Below are 16,673 nucleotides of genomic sequence, written 5' to 3'. Positions count from 1 at the left end.
GCCCTGGAGGTGGCGGGAACGGGCGAAGGACAACGGCTTCTGGAAATAGCTGCGTGCTCAGGCGGCCAGGCCTGGCTGGGGGAAGACCATCCTGAGACAGGCACCGCCCGATGCTGAATCGAGCGCGAGCACCTCGCCTCCGTGACGATGCATGATCTCGCGAACAAGGTTGAGACCGAGGCCCGAGCCGCGGCTTTGCGCATGAAGCCTTTGAAAGGGCTCGAAGACACGTTCGCGTTGCTCGCGCGGAATGCCGCATCCGTCGTCCTGGATGTCGATGATCGCGGAGTGACCGACGCGGACGGCAATCGTTCCAGCCCGGCCGCCATGCTCGATCGCGTTCTGGACCAGATTGGTCAGGGCCCGCTCGACCGATAGCGGATCTCCAATGACCGTGACCGGATCTCCCTCGGGCTTGAACTCCATCTGATAGCCGGCGGCGAAGGCCAGGGGCGCAAGGTCGACCACGACCCGCTTCGCAATCGCGTTGAGGTCCATGGGCGTGAACGTGTCCGTCTGCTGATCGAGCCGCTCAAGGTCAAGAAGCTGCTCCATCATGGTCGCCAGCCGCGCAACATCCTGGAGGAGGCGCGTCTTCTCTTCGCCCGCCGGCAGGGATGCCAGCCTCGTATTGAGAATGGCGACGGGCGTCCGCAGTTCATGCGCGGCGGCCGCCAGGAAGCGCTTGTGTTGCTCGTAGCCCCTGTCGAGACGTCCAAGGGCGGCATTCACCGCCGTGACTAGCGGCGTGATCTCGACCGGCACGTCATCGAGGGGCAAACGAACACCCCGCCGGTCGATCTCGATGCGCCCGGCCTGCGCCGCTGCCCGGCCCAATCCGGCCAAGGCTCCTCGGACCACCAGCGGAGTGACGAGCAGGGCCGCGACCGCCATCACGGCGAGAACGGGCAGAACCTCCTTGAGGAACACGAGGCTCATCCCCAGGGCCACAAGATAGAGCGATGCCCGGGTCTCGGTGCCCGTCACGACCTGGACCTCGCCAGCTGCGCTGTTCACCCATCTGACCCGTGCCGTGGCGCGGGGAGGATCGCCGATATTCCAGCCCAGCCGGGCCTGGCCGATATGGTCGAGGCTGTCGCCGAGCTGGCTGAAATCCGCAGGAACGGCTCCTTCGGACACGCGGTGGCCCGTGCGGTCCCGGATGACGAACCAGAGATTTGGATTAGAAGCCCGCATCCGGGTCAATTGGCGCGTTGGCCGCAGCACCAGCTTGCCAGTCGGCCCGCGCGCCACCGCGCCTCGCAGGGTCTCAATGGTGCTCTCGACCGATGAGAAGTCGAACAACGCCCCTGTGGCGAACAAGCCAGCGACGATCAGCATGATGGCGGCAGCCTGGAACGCCATGAGCCGCCCGATCAGCCGGCGCTTGAGGGAATACCCGCCATCCATCGTCAGGCGGTTTCGCGGATGAGGTAACCGACTCCGCGAATCCCATCGATCGTCGCGCCGGCATCAGCTTCCGCAAGCTTGCGGCGCAGGCGAGAGACATGGGTATCGAGCGCGTTGGACTGGATCTCGTCATCCAGACCGAACACGGCCTCCATCAGGAAGGTTCGCAAGACCATTCGCCCCATCCGGCGCATCAGGGCTTCCAGCACCAGCAATTCGCGCCGCGGCATGGCGAGCATCTGGCCTGCCACACGGGTCTCGCGGTGCACGAAATCGAAGGAAAGGCGACCGATCCGCACCGTATCGGAGCGCATGCCGGCAGGCCGGCGCAGGAGTGCGCGCAGGCGCGCCAGAAGTTCCTCGAAGGCGAAAGGCTTGCCGAGATAGTCATCGGCTCCATGGTCAAGACCCGCGACCCGGTCGTTCAAGTCCCCACGCGCCGTCAGCATGAGGACCGGCACCGTGTCGCCCTTTGCCCGCAGCCTTCGGACCAGGTCCAGGCCGTCGCCATCGGGCAACTGGCGGTCAAGCAGCACTGCATCATAGATGCCGCAGCTTTCGCTCAGCATTGCCTCTGCATCCGCTCTGGTTGGCAGATGGTCCACGACCATGTCCTGACGGGTCAGCGCAGTGCGCAGCGCTGAAGCCATTGCCGGCTCATCCTCGACCAACAAGATGCGCAAGGCGGAATCTCCCGCTCCTCGGGGGTAACCGCCTATCGAGTGCGGATTGCGCCAACCTTGCATGGAAGCTCGGTCCCGACCTCGCCGGCGAGAGCTCATTCCGGCCTCATCGAGTCCGGCACGCCCCTGCGCCTCCGCATGACAGGCTGGCTCAACCCCGTCGTGGCATCGATGCCGACGGCGCCGCGAAACAGAGCGGTGCACTCATGGAAGCTCCGGGCCCGCTCAACCATTGCGGTGGCCGCCACTGGGATGGACTGCACATGTCATCGAGAATGCTACCCGGCGCCGGGCGAAGCCTCCGCGTTGCGCCTGAAGACGCCTTGGGACGGAGGACCGGCATGCTGGCCTCCGACAACTGGTCTTTCTTCCGCGCCTGGATCGGTGCGCCGTTGCGTGTCGCTTCGGTGACGCCGTCGGGCACCGCCCTGGCGGATCTGATGACACAGGAGGTCACGCCGGAAACCGGGCCTGTCATTGAACTTGGACCTGGAACCGGCGCATTTACCCAGGCGCTCATCAGGCGAGGCGTGCCCGAGCACAACCTGACCCTCGTCGAGTTCGGGCCCGATTTTGCGCGGCTGCTCGAAATGCGCTTTCCCGAGGCCCGTGTGCGCTGGATGGACGCTTCACGCCTTCGCGAAGTCGCTCTTTACGAAGCAGGAGGGGTTGGCGCCGTGATCAGCGGCCTTCCCGTGCTTTCGATGCCGCCACGAAAGGTCATCGCCATTCTCAGGGGCGCGTTTGGCTATTTGCGGCCGGGCGGCGCCTTCTATCAGGTCACCTATACGACGCGCTGCCCCATCCCGAAGCCAATCCTGGATCGCCTCGGCCTTCGCGCAACACGGATCGGCTCGACATTGCGCAACATCCCGCCGGCGGCAGTTTACCGGATTGCCCGGCATCGCCCCTCGCGGTCGAGTCTGGTCTGAAAAGGTCGAACGACAGCTGGATTCAGGCAGGGCGCGAGCGGAGGCGCGCGTTAACGCGCGCCTCCGCTCTGCGTCATCAGGCCGCCTGACTATCCCTCGTTGCAACCGGGCGTTCGAGATCCTGCGTCCAGTCGGTCATCGAGCCGTCATAGAGCGACACCTCGTCGTTCCCCAGAAGTTCGGAAAGCACGAACCAGTTCAGCGCTGCAGTGTGGCCGGTGTTGCAATAGGAAATCGCAGGTCCGTTCGGCACGCTGGAAAACAGGGCCGACAGGTCGCCTGCAGGTTTCAGGCGACCGGTCGAGAGATCGAAGGCCTCTGCGTAGTCACGCGAAATCGCGCCTGGAATATGCCCGGCGCGCGTCGCTTCCGCAGCCTTCTCGCGGCCCTCGAAATAGCTCGCCGAACGGGCGTCGACCAGGGTCGCGAGCCTGCTCTTCGAGGCGACGAGGGCGGCATCGGCAGTGCTGCGCAGCCGCTGCTGCACGACGACGGGATAAGGCTCGGCCGGTTTTGGCGCGGATGGACCGGCTTCGATCGGTCGCGACGGGTCGGCGCTCCACGCCCGGAATCCGCCATCGAGAATGGCCTGCTGGCCATGGCCGATCAGCTTCAAGGTCCAGTAGACCCGCGCAGCTGCGGCGAAGTCGGTCGCGCTGACGCCTGCCGGTACGATGACGACATCGTCATGCGGCTTGATGCCGAGGCTGCCGACCAGCCCGGCCAGATGATCGAGCGGCGGCAGCATGCCCGGTGCATTGCCGACCTTGGCGCGCCAGCCGTCGGCGACGTAATTGGTGTGCACGGCGCCTGGGATATGTCCCGCCTCATAGGCCGCCTTTCCGCCACCATCGACCGATGAGCGGATGTCGAGAACGACGAGGTTGCTGTCGGCCAGGCGCCGGGCCAGGGCCTCAGGCGTGGTCAGTCCGGAGAAGGTATCGCTCATTCCGCCGCCACCTGCTGCAGTTCATCGACAACTTCGAGCGCGTAGCTCATCTCGGCCGTCGCCCCGAGCATGATCGAGGCGGAGCAGTATTTTTCCTTCGACAATGTGACGGCGCGCTCGACCTTGGCTTGCGCCAGCCCGCGGCCGGTCACGCGATAGGAGAGATGGATCTTGGTGAAGACCTTCGGGTCTTCAGTCGCGCGCTCGGCCTCGACTTCGACCTCGCACCCCGTGACGGCTTCGCGGCCCTTCTTGAGGATCGAGACGACATCGAAGCCGGTGCAGCCCGCGAGACCGATCAGCAGCATCTCCATCGGCCGGATGCCGATATTGCGCCCGCCATATTCCGGAGCGCCATCCATGATGATGGCGTGGCCGCTGCCGGCCTCACCCATGAAGGCCATGCCCTCGACCCAGCTTGCCCGTGCTTTCATCGTCGTGTCCTCTCAAAGCCTGACTCGGCGAAAGACTTAAACGGTCGGCGGCGATGAGGCGAGGGTGGTGTCACGCCGCGGCAAACAGGCTGCCATGGGTGATCCGCAAGCGCACCCGTTCGCCGATGGCCGGTGCGACCTGGCTTGCGAGATCGACATCGATCCGCCGGATCAAGCCTTCAACGGCAATCTCGGCGCGCCGCAGCGGCCCGTTGCGGCGCAAATCCTCGACCACGCCGGGGAGGGCGAGCGGGGTATCGTCAACGATGCGCATATGCTGCGGCCGGACATAGAGCGAGGCGGCCCCGCCCTGGTTCTGCTGCAGGCCGCCAAGGACCGGCCGATTGCCGAAGAAGGCCTGCCCGCCGACGACCTCGACAGGGAGCTTGTTCGCCTCGCCCAGGAATTCGCAGACGAAGGGCGTCGCTGGATGGTCATAGACGTCATCGGGCGAACCGACCTGCTCCAGCCGCCCGTCGTTCAGGATCGCGACGCGGTCGGCCAGCTCGAGGGCCTCTTCCTGGTCATGGGTGACGAAGAGGGTGGTGTGGCCGGTGCGCCTGTGAAGGTCGCGCAGCCAGCCGCGCAAATCCTTGCGGACCTTGGCATCGAGCGCTCCAAAGGGTTCGTCGAGCAGCAGCACGCGCGGCTCGATGGCGAGCGCGCGGGCAAGGGCGACGCGCTGGCGCTGGCCACCGGATAGTTGCGTCGGGAAGCGCCGCTCAAGCCCGCCGAGCTGGACGAGTTCGAGCAGTTCGCTGACGCGCCTGGAGATTTCGCTCGCGCTCGGCCTCTCGCTCCGCGGCCGGGCCTTGAGGCCGAAGGCAATGTTGGACGCGACATCCATATGCCTGAACAGCGCGTAGTGCTGGAAGACAAAGCCGATCCGCCGCTCGCGCAGGCTGAGTCGGCGCGTATCGGTTTCGTCGAACAGCACGCGGCCATCATCGGCCTGTTCGAGCCCTGCGATCAGCCGCAGCAGCGTGGTCTTGCCCGAGCCCGATGGGCCGAGCAGCGCGACGAGTTCGCCGGGCTGCACGTCGAGCGAAACGCCGCGGAGGGCGGCAAAATTCGAGAAGCTCTTCTGGACGCTCTCGATGGTTACGGCAACGGACATTGGTAGCCTCCGTCAATGGCGCGACTTGGCGGAGATCGCATCCGCGAAGTGCCATTCGAGATAGGTCTTGAGGGCGAGCGTCACCAGTGCAAGCCCGGCCAGCAACGAGGCGACGGCAAAGGCAGCGACGCTGTTGTATTCATTGTAGAGAATCTCGACATGCAGCGGCATCGTCGTGGTCAGCCCCCTGATCCGGCCGGACACGACCGTGACGGCGCCGAACTCGCCCATGGCGCGTGCGTTGCAGAGCAGCACGCCATAGAACAGGCTCCACTTCACATTCGGCAGCGTGATGGTGAGGAAGGTGCGCCAGGGCGAGGCGCCCAGCGTCAGGGCCGCCTCTTCGTCGCTCGAGCCGAGCGCCTGCATGTGCGGAATCAACTCGCGCGCAACGAAGGGGAACGTGACGAAGATCGTCGCCAGCACCAGCCCGGGCAGCGCGAAGATGATCTCGATATCATGGGCCTTGAGCCAGGGCCCGAGAAAGCCCTGCGCGCCGAAGAGCAGAACATAGACCAGGCCCGAGATCACCGGAGAGACCGAGAAGGGCAGGTCGATGAAGCTGATCAGCAGGCTCTTTCCCCGGAACTCGAACTTGGCGATGGCCCAGGCGGCGGCGACGCCGACGACTAGATTGAAGGGCACCGCGATGGCGGCGACCAGCAGGGTCAGGCGAACGGCGCTCAGGGCATCCGGCTCCGTAATGCTCTCCAGGAAGAGCCCATATCCCTTCGCAAAGGCTTCGATGAAGACCGCGATCAGCGGCAGGAAGAGGAACAGCAGCAGAAAGCCCAGTGCCAGGCTCAACAGCAGGGCGCGGATCCAGAAGCCGTCGCGCAGCGCGCGGTCGGTCTTGTAGATGGCGGCCGGCAGCGGCGTGTCAGACATGACCCAGTCTCCCGCGGCTCCAGGACTGGATTCCATTGATCGCCAGGATCAGCGCGAAGGAGACGATCAACATGATCGTCGCGACGACGGAAGCCCCCGCATAGTCGAACTGTTCCAGCCGGATCACGATCAGGAGCGGGGCGATCTCGGAGAACATCGGCACGTTGCCCGCGATGAAGATCACCGAGCCGTATTCGCCGACGGCACGGGCGAAGGCGAGGACGAAGCCGGTCAGCAACGCTGGCACGATACCGGGAAGGATGACCCTGAAAATGGTGCGCAACCGGCTGGCGCCAAGCAGTGCGGCGGCCTCCTCGATATCCGCATCGGCTTCCTCCAGCACTGGCTGCACGGTCCGCACCACGAAGGGCAGGCCGATGAAGACGAGCGCCACCATGACGCCGAGCGGGGTATAGGCGACCTTGATGTTGTAGGGAGCCAGCAGGGCACCGATCCAGCCGTTCGGCGCGTAGATCGAGGCGAGGGCGATGCCTGCGACAGCGGTCGGCAGCGCGAAGGGCAGGTCGACCGCGGCATCGAGCAGCCGCCGGCCGGGGAAGCGGTAGCGCACCAGAACCCAGGCGATGATCAGCCCGAAGATGGCGTTGAGGATCGCGGAAAACAGGGCAGCGCCAAAGGACAGCTTCAAGGCAGCCTGGGTGCGGGCCGAGGTGATGATCGCCCAGATATCAGCGGGGCCAGCGCTTGCCGCCTTGAGGAAGAGTGCCGCGAGCGGGATGAGCACGATCAGCGACAAGGCGCTGATCGTGATGCCGAGCGACAACCCGAAACCGGGAAGGATGCTAGGCTGCCGCCAGGAGCTGGCCGTTACCGCCACGCGGTCACCGCGCCGGCTTGTAAAGCTGATCGAAGGTCCCGCCATCGGCGAAATGATCCTTCTGTGCCTTGGTCCAGCCACCGAAAACGGTGTCGATGGTGATCAGCTCAAGCTTGGGGAAACGCGCGAGGTCCTCAGCTGCCGCGGCCTCCGTATTGCGCGGCCGGTAGAAGTTCTTCGCGATGATGGCCTGTGCAGCCGGCGTATAGAGGAATTCGAGATAGGCCTGGGCTGCGGCACGCGTTCCCTTGGCATCGACATTGCCGTCGACGATCGTCACCGGCGGCTCTGCCAGGATCGAAAGCGAGGGCACGACGATGTCGAACTTGTCGGCGCCGAATTCCTGCAGCACGAGGAAGGCCTCGTTTTCCCATGACAGGAAGACGTCACCCTGGCCGCGCTGGGCGAAGGTCGTGGTCGAGCCGCGCGCGCCCGTGTCGAGCACCGGCACGTTCTTCAGCACGGCGGCGATATAGTCCCGCACCTTCGCCTCGTCCTTGCCATAGGCCTTCTCGGCCCAGGCCCAGGCCGCGAGATAGTTCCAGCGTGCGCCACCCGAAGTCTTGGGATTCGGGGTGATGACGCTGATGCCAGGCTTGGCGAGGTCGCCCCAGTCCTTGACGGCCTTGGGGTTGCCCTTGCGGGTCAGGAACACGATCGTCGAGGTGTAGGGAGAGGAGTTCTGCGGCAAGCGCTTTTGCCAGTCGAACGGGATCTTCTTCGAGCGCTCGGCAACGGCGTCGATATCGCCCGCCAGCGCCAATGTCAGCACGTCGGCATTGAGCCCGTCGATCACGGTGCGGGCCTGGGCGCCCGAACCACCATGCGACTGGCGGATCGTCAGCTTCTGCCCCGTCTTCTTCTGCCACTCGGCGGTGAAGGCGGTGTTGATGGCGCGGTAGAGTTCGCGGGTCGGATCATAGGAGACGTTGAGCAACTCGCTCTGGGCGCGAGCGCCGCTGACGATACCGAAGCAGATGGAAAAGGCGCCGACGATCAGGGCTGCCTGGATTATCCGGCGAATGCGCTCTTGCGTCATGTCAGTGCTCCGTCGAAATCAATGCCGTCAGCTCATATGAGCGGGCAACCGTTCTGAATAACAAACAAAGCGTACTGAATTGGCGGTATTTCCTCAACCTACCGGTGCAGGTAGCCCCTTCCAAACTTTGCCCCGTCCGGAGAAAACGTCTCTCCTTTCAAGGCGTTCCAAGGCAGATGCGGCAATCGCGTCGTTCAGGCGGGGCCGGACACAAACCCGCATATCGGGCGTCCGCCGATTCGATCGGCCGGTCAGGCGCTGCGCAGAGTCTGCAGATCGAGCGCCTCGGCTGCAACACCTTCGAGCGCGCGTCCGATCAGCACAAGCAGCGGCCCTTTGGGCGGCAGCTCGCCAAGCCGCTCCGGCAGGGTGGCGATCGTTGCGCGCAAACGCGCTTCGCCGGGCTGCGTCGCGGCGACCACTGCGATCGCCGGCGTCTCGGGGGCGAGACCAGCGGCAATCGCCTGCTCGCGGAAGGCGGCCAGGGTGTTCCGCGCCATATAGATCACGGTCGTCGCATGAGGATCGGCAAGAGCTCGCCAGTCGAGATCCTCKGGCAGCGTCCCCGTGCGGGCATGGCCGGTCACGAACTGCAACCGCCTGGCATGGTCGCGATGGGTCAGGGAGAGGCCGAGTGATGCCGCCGCCCCCTGAGCCGCCGAGATGCCGGGCACCATGACGACGGGAATACCGGCCCGGGCGCAGGCTTCGATCTCCTCGCCGGCGCGGCCGAAAATGCCGGGATCGCCGCCCTTCAGCCGCACGACATGCTTGCCGTGGCTCGCGAGCGAAACGATCAGCGCGTTGATGTCGTCCTGCTTGACGGAGGGACCATAGCCGGTCTTGCCGACCAGCATGCGCTTGGCCTCGCGGCGGGCGAATTCCAGCACGCCCGCGGAGACGAGGTCGTCATAGAGGATGATGTCGGCGCTCTGCAGCGCGCGGATCGCCTTCAGGGTCAGCAATTCCGGATCGCCGGGGCCAGCGCCGACGAGCGTGACCCTGCCGATGCCCTGATGGCCGCTCTCGAGACGGTCGAGTGCGGCAAAGAGCTCCGCTTCGTCGTGGGATTGCGGCGCGCGTTCCGGTTCTGCCATGGCGCGGCGGGTGAATTTCTCCCAGAAGGCACGACGCAGCGCGAAGGGCAGGTCGCGGGCCTGAACTGCAGGCCGCCACTCCTTGGCGGCCTGCGCCCAGTCCTTGAGACCGGCGGGAAGGAGGGCTTCGATCTTGGTACGGATGGTCTGGCCAAAAACGGGCGAAGCGCCGTCGGTCGAGATCGCGACGACCAGCGGGGACCGATTCACGACCGACCCGAAGGCGAAGTCGCAGAATTCCGGCTTGTCGACGACGTTGACCGGCACGCCGGCCTGCCGTGCGGCGGACGCGAAGGCGTGTGCCTCCTCGTCCTCTTCGATCTCGCCGATGGCCAGCGCCGCGCCATCGAAGTCGCCCGGCTGCCAGTGGCGGCTGTACAGGGTGATCCCGGCGGCAGCCGGGTCAGCGACGAGACTGTCGAACAGCTCCGTCTCCACCCCGGCAAGAATGAGGAGATCGGCTCCAGACGCCGCGAGCAACTCGGCCTTCCAGAGCGCACCTTCGCCCGTACCCGCCAGCAAGACCTTGCGCCCGTCCAGCTTGTGGAACAGCGGCAACGTCGCCAGCCGCTCGATGCGGCGCGCAGTCGTCGGTTCGGGCGCTCTTTGCGTCATCGCGTGGTTTCTGCCGCCTTCAGGTCGACCGGCCGATCCGGTGCGCCAGCCGGCGGCATCAACAACCAGAATCCGGCAAGCGCAAGGATGATAAGCCGAAAGCAAATATCGAACCAGCGTTCATAGGGGCGAGGCGGAATCGCGCGCAACAGGTCGCCGTCCATGCAGTCCTCCCTCAAATCCTCACCCTCGCGGGCGCGCTGGCAGCCTGCCTCGCTCTGCGAGAACCTGGCCATGAATCAACCTGCTGCAGCGCGGGCCGCGCGCCGCTGGTCGAGAATGTTGCGGCTGTCACCGTAGCCGCGCTGATAGCCATGGCTGATCCGGCTGGCCGCGCTCAGCCATTGCTCGACCGGCTGGCGCGCCGCACTGGTCTCCGGCAGTTCGATCTCGTCGAAGCCGCATGAGAGCGCATAGGCGAACTGGTCGGCGATCAAGGGGCCGCTGGCGCGCAGGGTTCCGGTGAAGCCGTGGTTGCGAATGAGCTTGGCCAGGCTGAAGCCGCGCCCGTCCGAGAAGGCCGGGAAGGCAACGCTCACCAGCGAGAGCTGCCGGAGGACAAGCTTGAGTTCGGCGATCCGAATATGATTGGGCACGCTCACGCCGATGCGCTGGTCACGGGCTTTCTGCCGCAGCGCGTCCGGCAAAGCCTCCCAGTCGACGAGGGCGTGCGAGAGGTTGTCGATGGCCGCCCCTTCGCTGCGCGTCCAGACATCCGTCTTGGTGCCGGAGCGATCAAGCAACAGCATGCGCGGTCTCCTGGAATGCGGCTTTGAAAGGTCCAAGGCCGAGCCGGCGGACGGCATCGATAAAGCTCTCGTTCGCCTGGCGCGTCCCGACATAGACATTGACGATGCGTTCGATCGCATCGGGCACGTCCTCGGCGGCAAGGCCAGGGCCCAGAATCTCGCCGATGGCCGCGTTCTCGGTCGCGTCGCCACCGAGCGTGATCTGGTAGGATTCGATGCCGCGCTTCTCCAGGCCGAGAATGCCGATATGGCCGACATGGTGGTGGCCGCAGGCATTGATGCAGCCGGAGATCTTGATGTTCAGCTCTCCGATCTGGCGCTGACGCTCGGCATCCGCGAAGCGATGCTGGATGGCCTGGGCGATCGGGATCGAGCGCGCTGTCGCCAGCGCGCAATAATCGAGCCCGGGGCAGGAGATGATGTCGGTGATCATCCCGACATTGGCGGAGGCCAGGCCCGCTTCGCCGAGCTTCTGCCAGATCGCAAAGAGATCGCGTTGGCGCACATGCGGCAGGACGAGGTTCTGCGCATGGGTGACGCGCAGTTCGTCATGCGAATACTGCTCGGCCAGGTCGGCGACGAGCCGCATCTGCTCAGAGGTCGCGTCGCCCGGCGCCTGGCCTATCGGCTTCAGCGAAATGGTCAGCGCTGCATAGCCAGGGGCCTTATGCGGAGCTGTGTTGACCTCCACCCAGCGCGCGAAGGCGGGATTTGTGGCCTTGGTCGCTTCCAGCACGCGGCTGACGGCGGGCAGGGCCTCGTAGGTTGGCGGAGCGAAATAGGCGGCGATGCGTGCGACTTCCGCAGGGTCGGCATTGACGGAGGGACCGTCGAGCCGTGCGAACTCCTCCTCGACGCGCCGCGTGAATTCCTCGGCGCCAATCTCGTGGACCAGGATTTTGACCCGAGCCTTGTACTTGTTGTCGCGGCGGCCTTCGAGATTATAGACCCGCATGATCGCCTCGAGATAGGCGAGGAGGTCGGCCTTGGGCAGATAGTCGCGCACCACCTTGCCGATCATCGGCGTGCGGCCGAGACCGCCGCCGACACTGACCTCATAGGAGATGGCATTGGTGTCCGGTTGCCGCCGCAGGCGCAGGCCGATGTCATGCGCCTTGATCACGGCCCGGTCATGCTCGGCCCCTGTCACCGCGATCTTGAACTTGCGCGGCAGGTAGCTGAACTCGGGATGCAGGCTCGACCATTGCCGGATCAGTTCGGCGGTCGGGCGCGGGTCCTCGATCTCGTCCTGCGCGACACCGGCGAAATGATCGGCCGTGACATTGCGGATGCAGTTGCCCGAGGTCTGGATGCAATGCATCTCGACCTCGGCAAGGAGATCCAGGATCTCCGGGATGTCACGCAGTTTCGGCCAGTTGAACTGCAGGTTCTGGCGCGTGGTGAAATGGCCATAGCCGCGGTCATAGCGTTCGCCGATCAGGGCGAGCTGGCGCAATTGGCGCGAAGACAGCGTGCCGTAGGGCACCGCAATGCGCAGCATATAGGCGTGGAGCTGCAGGTAGACACCGTTCTTCAGCCGCAGCGGCTTGAACTCGTCCTCGGTCAGCGAACCATTGAGCCGGCGGCCGACCTGATCCCGGAACTGGGCGACCCGCTCGCGGACGAAGCGCGCATCGAATTCATCGTAGCGATACATGTCTCAGGCCCTCCGCTCGGCTGCGATACCCCCGGCCTGCTTGCCGAGATCGGGACGGTTGCTCGGTCCGAGCGTCTTCATGCGTTCGCGATAATGCCGTGGCACCGGCCCGCCGGCCTCGATCGCGACATCGACGAGGTAGGCATCGACGACATGCTGGGCTGCGAATTCGCTGACGGCATAGGCCTCCAGCCGCGCCGCTGCCGCATCGTCGGCTGCGACCAGCGCAAGCGCGGGATCGCGCGTCCAGGCGAGCGCACCGGCGGCAGCAACCGAAGCGAAAACGACATCGCCATCAAGCAGATCATTGGCGAGAAGGATTGCCGGAAGAGGCGGGCGCTTGGGGGCAGCGGCCATCACGCAGCCTCCGCCAGGGTCAGCGTCAGGCCGTCGAGATCATCGGACCAGATGATCTGGCACGAGAGCCGGGAGGTCCGTTCAATCAGCGGCAGCGTATCGAGTGCGTCGATCTCGTCCTCGCGCGGCTCGGGCAGGCGCTCGGCCCATTCCGGCGAGACGATGACATGGCAGGTGGCGCAATCGCAGGAACCGCCGCAGACGCCTTCGATCCCGACGCGATAGTCGCGCAGGATTTCCATGACCCGCCAGCCTTCGACAGCCTCGAGTTCATGCGGCTGACCCTGCCGGTCGATGACGTTGAGAATGGCCACCTTCAGCGCTCACCTTGTTCGCTATTCCGAACATCTCAAATACGGCAGCGCAGCGGTGGGTTCAATTCACGTCTGGTAGCGTGTTTTTTCTTATTCCCGTTGAAAAGGAGGATATTTGTCTTTGCCGCAGCTGCAGAAGGGGCGGGGGCGAAATAATCCTCTCACCGCCAAGATCACGCTAGACCAGTCCGCCGAGCCGGTAACCGACGCCGGGTTCGGTCTCGATCAGCTTCGGGCTCGTCGGGTCCTGCTCGAGCTTCTGGCGGAGCTGACCGACGAAGACGCGGAGATACTGCACATCGTGCTCATGTGCCGGCCCCCAGACGGCAGTGAGGATCTGGCGATGGGTCAGTACCCGGCCATTGCCGCCGGCGAGCGAGGCGAGCAGGTCATATTCCTTTGGTGACAGCTTCACATGCGTACCGTCGCGGCTGACGCGTCGATTGACGAGATCGATCTCGACGGCGCCCGAGCGGATCACCGCGTCCGCACCCTGACGCTCGATGCGGTGACGCAGCGCCACGCGCAGCCGTGCCAGCAATTCGCCGACCCCGAACGGCTTTTCGACATAGTCATCGGCACCGGCATCGAGCGCATCGATCTTCTCGGTCTCGCGATCCCGCGCCGAGAGGATGATCACCGGGCCGTCATAAAAGGCCCGCGCCTTGGCCAGCGCCTCCTTGCCGTCCATGTCGGGCAGACCGAGATCGAGCACGACCGCATCCGGCGGCTTTCGTGCAAGCTCGCGCAGGCCGGCTGCGGCGTCATCGGCGCGAACCGGCTCGTAACCGGCGGCATCGAGCGCCGGAGCCAGGAAGCGATGGATCTGAGGTTCATCGTCGATGACGAGGATACGAGGGCGAAAGGCTGTCATGTCGTGACTCCGGGCGCGCTGTCCTTGCGCAAGCTGATCAGGATGCGGGTGCCGCCGGGTGTTCCGTCCGGACGGTCCTGGATCKGGCTCGCGGCTGCGATCCGCCCGCCCATCGCCTCGACGAAGCCCTTTGAGATGGCGAGGCCGAGGCCGGCGCCCTTGCCGCGTTCCCCGCCACGGTCGGTCGATTCCTCGAGCCTGCGGAACTTCTCGAAGACGCGTTCCAGCTCGGCAGTGGGGATACCGCGACCTTCATCCTCGATCGAGATCACGACATTGCCCCTGTCTTCATAGGCCGCCGTCTCGATCAACGAACCGTCCTCGCTATAGGTGATGGCATTTTCCAGGATGTTGACCAGAGCCTGCTCGAGCAGGCCAGGGTCGGCCCGTACGGCCGAAAGCGCAGCGGGAAAATCGCGCTGGACGCGGCGGTGATCGAGGCGGCGCGAGACGCGCTCGATCGCTGCGGCAATCACGTCGCGCACATCGGTCCAGTCGCGGCGCGTCACCAGCGCTCCGCCTTCCAGCCGCGACATGTCGAGCAGATCGCCGACATAACGATTGAGCCTTTCGGCCTCCTCGCGGATCGAGAGCAGCAGGTCGTCGCGCACCGCGGGCTCGACCGTCTTGCCGAAGTCGATCAGCGTCGTCGCCGATCCGAGCACCGTCGCCAGCGGCGTGCGCAGATCATGGCTGACGGAGTTGAGCAGCGCCGAGCGCAGCCGATCACTGCGGCGGAGCGCCTCGGCATCGACGGCCGCGGCGGCCAGTTCGGCCCGCTCCAGCGCGATCGCCCCCTGATCGAGCAGCGCCAGCGCGAAGCGTTCGTTCTCGGCATCGAGCAGCGCTTGCGGTTCGAATCCGACGACGCCCGAGCGCGAGCGCACGCCCTGCAGCGCGCGGAATGTCCAGGCAGCATTGGGCAAGGTGCCGGTGCCGGCGCCGGCAGGCTCGCCGCGCGTCCAGGTCCAGCGCGCCGCGGTCATGTCTGCTGTGCTGAGCGCCTCGAGCGCAGGCGCTCCGGCCGCCGCGGCGATTTCCTCGCCATGCGGTAGGAAGACGACGATTTTGCCGGACGTCGCGGCCGAAAGCTGCTCGGCCAGGATCGTGGCTGCATCCTCCTTGCGCGCGGCTCCCGACAGCCGCCGGCTCGCGGCGAGCAATGCGGTGATCGCCGAGGCTCGTCGCGCCGTCGCCCTGGCCTGATCCCGGACCCGCCCCGTCAGGCCACCCGTCGTCATCGCCACCGCGAAGAAGACGAGGAATGTCAGGACATCCGCTGGATGGCCGATCCAGAAGCTCAGCAGCGGCTCGAGGAAGAAGAAATTATAGGCAACCGCGGCGAAGGCTGCGGCCGTGACGGCTGGCCAGAGACCGAATGCGAGTCCCGATATCAGCACGCTGACCATGAACAGCATGGCGAGATTGGCATTCTCGACACGGTTCTGGATCATCTCCCCGATAAGGATCGTGCCACCGACCAGCGCAGCGGAGGCGAGGTGGCCGCCCCATTGCAACGCGCGCTTCKGAACTGGGGACGACGGGACGGCAGGCCCGGACGCGCTCTCGGTGATGATGTGCAGCGCCGCGCCGTTCTGTGCCTCGAGCAGGGCTGGCGCCAGCGACCGGTGGAACCAGGCGCGCCAGCCCCGGCGGTGCGACTTGCCGACGACGATCTGGGTGACGTTGTTGCGCCTGGCATAGTCCAGTACGGTGGCGACGAGATCGTCGCCTGTCAGCACGACATTGGCTGCGCCGAGCTGTTCGGCGAGCTTGAGCGCTTCCGACAGGCTGCGGCCGCGAGCAGAATCCGGCTCGACGCGGTTCGGCCGCTCGACATGCGCCACCGTCCAGGGCGCGTCCATCATCATGTCGGAGAGGCGCCGTCCCGCGCGCACCAGCGAACTCGCCATGGCGTCCGGCCCGATCAGGACCAGGATGCGCTCGCCGGCCGCCCAGGGGCCTTCGACGCCGGCACGCTTCATCGCCTGGCTGAGCTGGTCGTCGACGGTCTGGGCAGCGCGGCGCAAGGCCAGTTCGCGCAGCGCCGTCAGGTTCTCGGGCTTGAAGAAATTGTCGGCGGCGAGCCGCGCCGTCTCGGGCAGATAGACTTTGCCCTCTGCCATGCGCTGGCGCAGTTCGGTCGGGGTGATATCGATCAGCTCGATCTCGTCCGCCCGGCTGAGGACGCTGTCCGGCACCGTTTCACGCTGACGCACGCCGGTGATCTTCCAGACCACGTCGACGAGGCTCTCCAGATGCTGGACGTTCAGCGTCGTCCAGATGTCGATACCGGATTCGAGCAGTTCCTCGACATCCTGCCAGCGTTTCGGGTGGCGGCTGCCGGGAGCGTTGGAATGGGCATATTCGTCGACGAGCAGGAGGCGCGGCTTGACGGCCAGCGCCGCATCGAGGTCGAACTCCAGCAAGGTCCGGCCGCGATGCTCGATCGGTCGGCGCGCCATGACCTCGAGACCGTCKAGCAGGGCCTCGGTCTCCCGCCTCCCATGGGTCTCGACCACGCCGACAAGGACCTCGCCATGCTCGGCCTGGGCGCGGCGGCCCTGGGACAGCATCTCGTAGGTCTTGCCGACGCCTGGAGCCATGCCCAGAAAAATCTTGAGCCGGCCGCGTTTGCGGCCGGCCTGCGCCAGAAGGGCATCGGGATCGGGGCGTCCCTGCTCCCGGAATCTGGTCTCGTCTGCAGTCATAACGCTGGG

Annotated in this window: 17 protein-coding genes; 1 reads left to right on the top strand and 16 read right to left on the bottom strand. The window is 65.6% G+C overall.

Annotation, left to right across the window (positions count from 1 at the left end):
* Positions 1-57: 57 nt before the first annotated feature.
* Entirely contained in the window at positions 58-1,416 is a 1,359-nt protein-coding gene (locus tag AC1DGP_RS19075) for a sensor histidine kinase (RefSeq protein ID WP_441491747.1), read from the bottom strand.
* Positions 1,413-2,093 (bottom strand): response regulator transcription factor, encoded by a 681-nt coding sequence (locus tag AC1DGP_RS19070; protein ID WP_441491702.1) that lies wholly within the window; start codon positions 2,091-2,093, stop codon positions 1,413-1,415. Before AC1DGP_RS19070 ends, AC1DGP_RS19075 begins: the two co-directional genes overlap by 4 nt.
* Positions 2,094-2,434: 341 nt before the next feature.
* Here AC1DGP_RS19070 and AC1DGP_RS19065 point away from each other — a divergent pair, with 341 nt between their 5' ends.
* Positions 2,435-3,025 carry a class I SAM-dependent methyltransferase gene (locus tag AC1DGP_RS19065; RefSeq protein ID WP_441507657.1) on the top strand — a complete coding sequence of 197 codons (591 nt, stop codon included), beginning with the start codon at positions 2,435-2,437 and terminating at the stop codon, positions 3,023-3,025.
* A gap of 76 nt (positions 3,026-3,101) precedes the next feature.
* On the opposite strand, the gene AC1DGP_RS19060 is transcribed toward AC1DGP_RS19065, so the two are convergent.
* The 14 genes from AC1DGP_RS19060 to AC1DGP_RS18995 all read right to left on the bottom strand — a co-directional run bounded on the left by AC1DGP_RS19060 (position 3,102) and on the right by AC1DGP_RS18995 (position 16,664).
* Positions 3,102-3,974: a sulfurtransferase gene (locus tag AC1DGP_RS19060; protein WP_441507658.1), complete on the bottom strand. Its 873-nt coding sequence runs from the start codon at positions 3,972-3,974 to the stop codon at positions 3,102-3,104.
* Entirely contained in the window at positions 3,971-4,408 is a 438-nt protein-coding gene (locus AC1DGP_RS19055; RefSeq protein ID WP_441491699.1) for an OsmC family protein, read from the bottom strand. Before AC1DGP_RS19055 ends, AC1DGP_RS19060 begins: the two co-directional genes overlap by 4 nt.
* 70 nt (positions 4,409-4,478) lie before the next feature.
* Positions 4,479-5,525, bottom strand: a complete 1,047-nt coding sequence (locus AC1DGP_RS19050; protein ID WP_441491698.1) for a sulfate/molybdate ABC transporter ATP-binding protein — start codon at positions 5,523-5,525, stop codon at positions 4,479-4,481.
* Between the two features lie 12 nt (positions 5,526-5,537).
* Complete coding sequence (cysW, locus tag AC1DGP_RS19045) at positions 5,538-6,413, bottom strand: sulfate ABC transporter permease subunit CysW (protein ID WP_441507659.1); 876 nt, start codon at positions 6,411-6,413, stop codon at positions 5,538-5,540.
* Entirely contained in the window at positions 6,406-7,296 is an 891-nt protein-coding gene (gene cysT, locus AC1DGP_RS19040; RefSeq protein WP_441507660.1) for a sulfate ABC transporter permease subunit CysT, read from the bottom strand. The genes cysW and cysT overlap by 8 nt, the downstream gene beginning before the upstream one ends.
* A complete protein-coding gene (locus tag AC1DGP_RS19035) occupies positions 7,256-8,290 on the bottom strand; it encodes a sulfate ABC transporter substrate-binding protein (RefSeq protein ID WP_476832422.1) in 1,035 nt (344 codons plus the stop codon). Before AC1DGP_RS19035 ends, cysT begins: the two co-directional genes overlap by 41 nt.
* Positions 8,291-8,541: 251 nt before the next feature.
* The gene (cysG, locus tag AC1DGP_RS19030; RefSeq protein ID WP_476776607.1) at positions 8,542-10,002 is read right to left on the bottom strand and encodes a siroheme synthase CysG; all 1,461 of its coding nucleotides are present in this window, start codon (positions 10,000-10,002) and stop codon (positions 8,542-8,544) included.
* Positions 9,999-10,166 (bottom strand): hypothetical protein, encoded by a 168-nt coding sequence (locus tag AC1DGP_RS19025; protein ID WP_176733396.1) that lies wholly within the window; start codon positions 10,164-10,166, stop codon positions 9,999-10,001. The genes cysG and AC1DGP_RS19025 overlap by 4 nt, the downstream gene beginning before the upstream one ends.
* 75 nt (positions 10,167-10,241) lie before the next feature.
* Positions 10,242-10,751, bottom strand: a complete 510-nt coding sequence (locus AC1DGP_RS19020; protein ID WP_476776606.1) for a DUF934 domain-containing protein — start codon at positions 10,749-10,751, stop codon at positions 10,242-10,244.
* Positions 10,738-12,408, bottom strand: a complete 1,671-nt coding sequence (locus AC1DGP_RS19015; protein ID WP_476832421.1) for a nitrite/sulfite reductase — start codon at positions 12,406-12,408, stop codon at positions 10,738-10,740. Before AC1DGP_RS19015 ends, AC1DGP_RS19020 begins: the two co-directional genes overlap by 14 nt.
* A gap of 3 nt (positions 12,409-12,411) precedes the next feature.
* Positions 12,412-12,765, bottom strand: coding sequence for a DUF2849 domain-containing protein (locus AC1DGP_RS19010; RefSeq protein WP_476832420.1), 354 nt, complete (start codon positions 12,763-12,765; stop codon positions 12,412-12,414).
* Positions 12,765-13,079, bottom strand: coding sequence for a 2Fe-2S iron-sulfur cluster-binding protein (locus AC1DGP_RS19005; protein ID WP_441491690.1), 315 nt, complete (start codon positions 13,077-13,079; stop codon positions 12,765-12,767). Before AC1DGP_RS19005 ends, AC1DGP_RS19010 begins: the two co-directional genes overlap by 1 nt.
* Before the next feature lie 178 nt (positions 13,080-13,257).
* Positions 13,258-13,953, bottom strand: a complete 696-nt coding sequence (locus AC1DGP_RS19000) for a response regulator (protein ID WP_441491689.1) — start codon at positions 13,951-13,953, stop codon at positions 13,258-13,260.
* The gene (locus AC1DGP_RS18995; RefSeq protein WP_476832419.1) at positions 13,950-16,664 is read right to left on the bottom strand and encodes a DUF4118 domain-containing protein; all 2,715 of its coding nucleotides are present in this window, start codon (positions 16,662-16,664) and stop codon (positions 13,950-13,952) included. Before AC1DGP_RS18995 ends, AC1DGP_RS19000 begins: the two co-directional genes overlap by 4 nt.
* Between the last annotated feature and the right edge of the window lie 9 nt (positions 16,665-16,673).

This window comes from Allobosea sp. 05T433, assembly GCF_056396065.1.
Note: the sequence above shows the minus strand (reverse complement) of the source record. Positions and strands in the feature narration are given on the sequence as shown.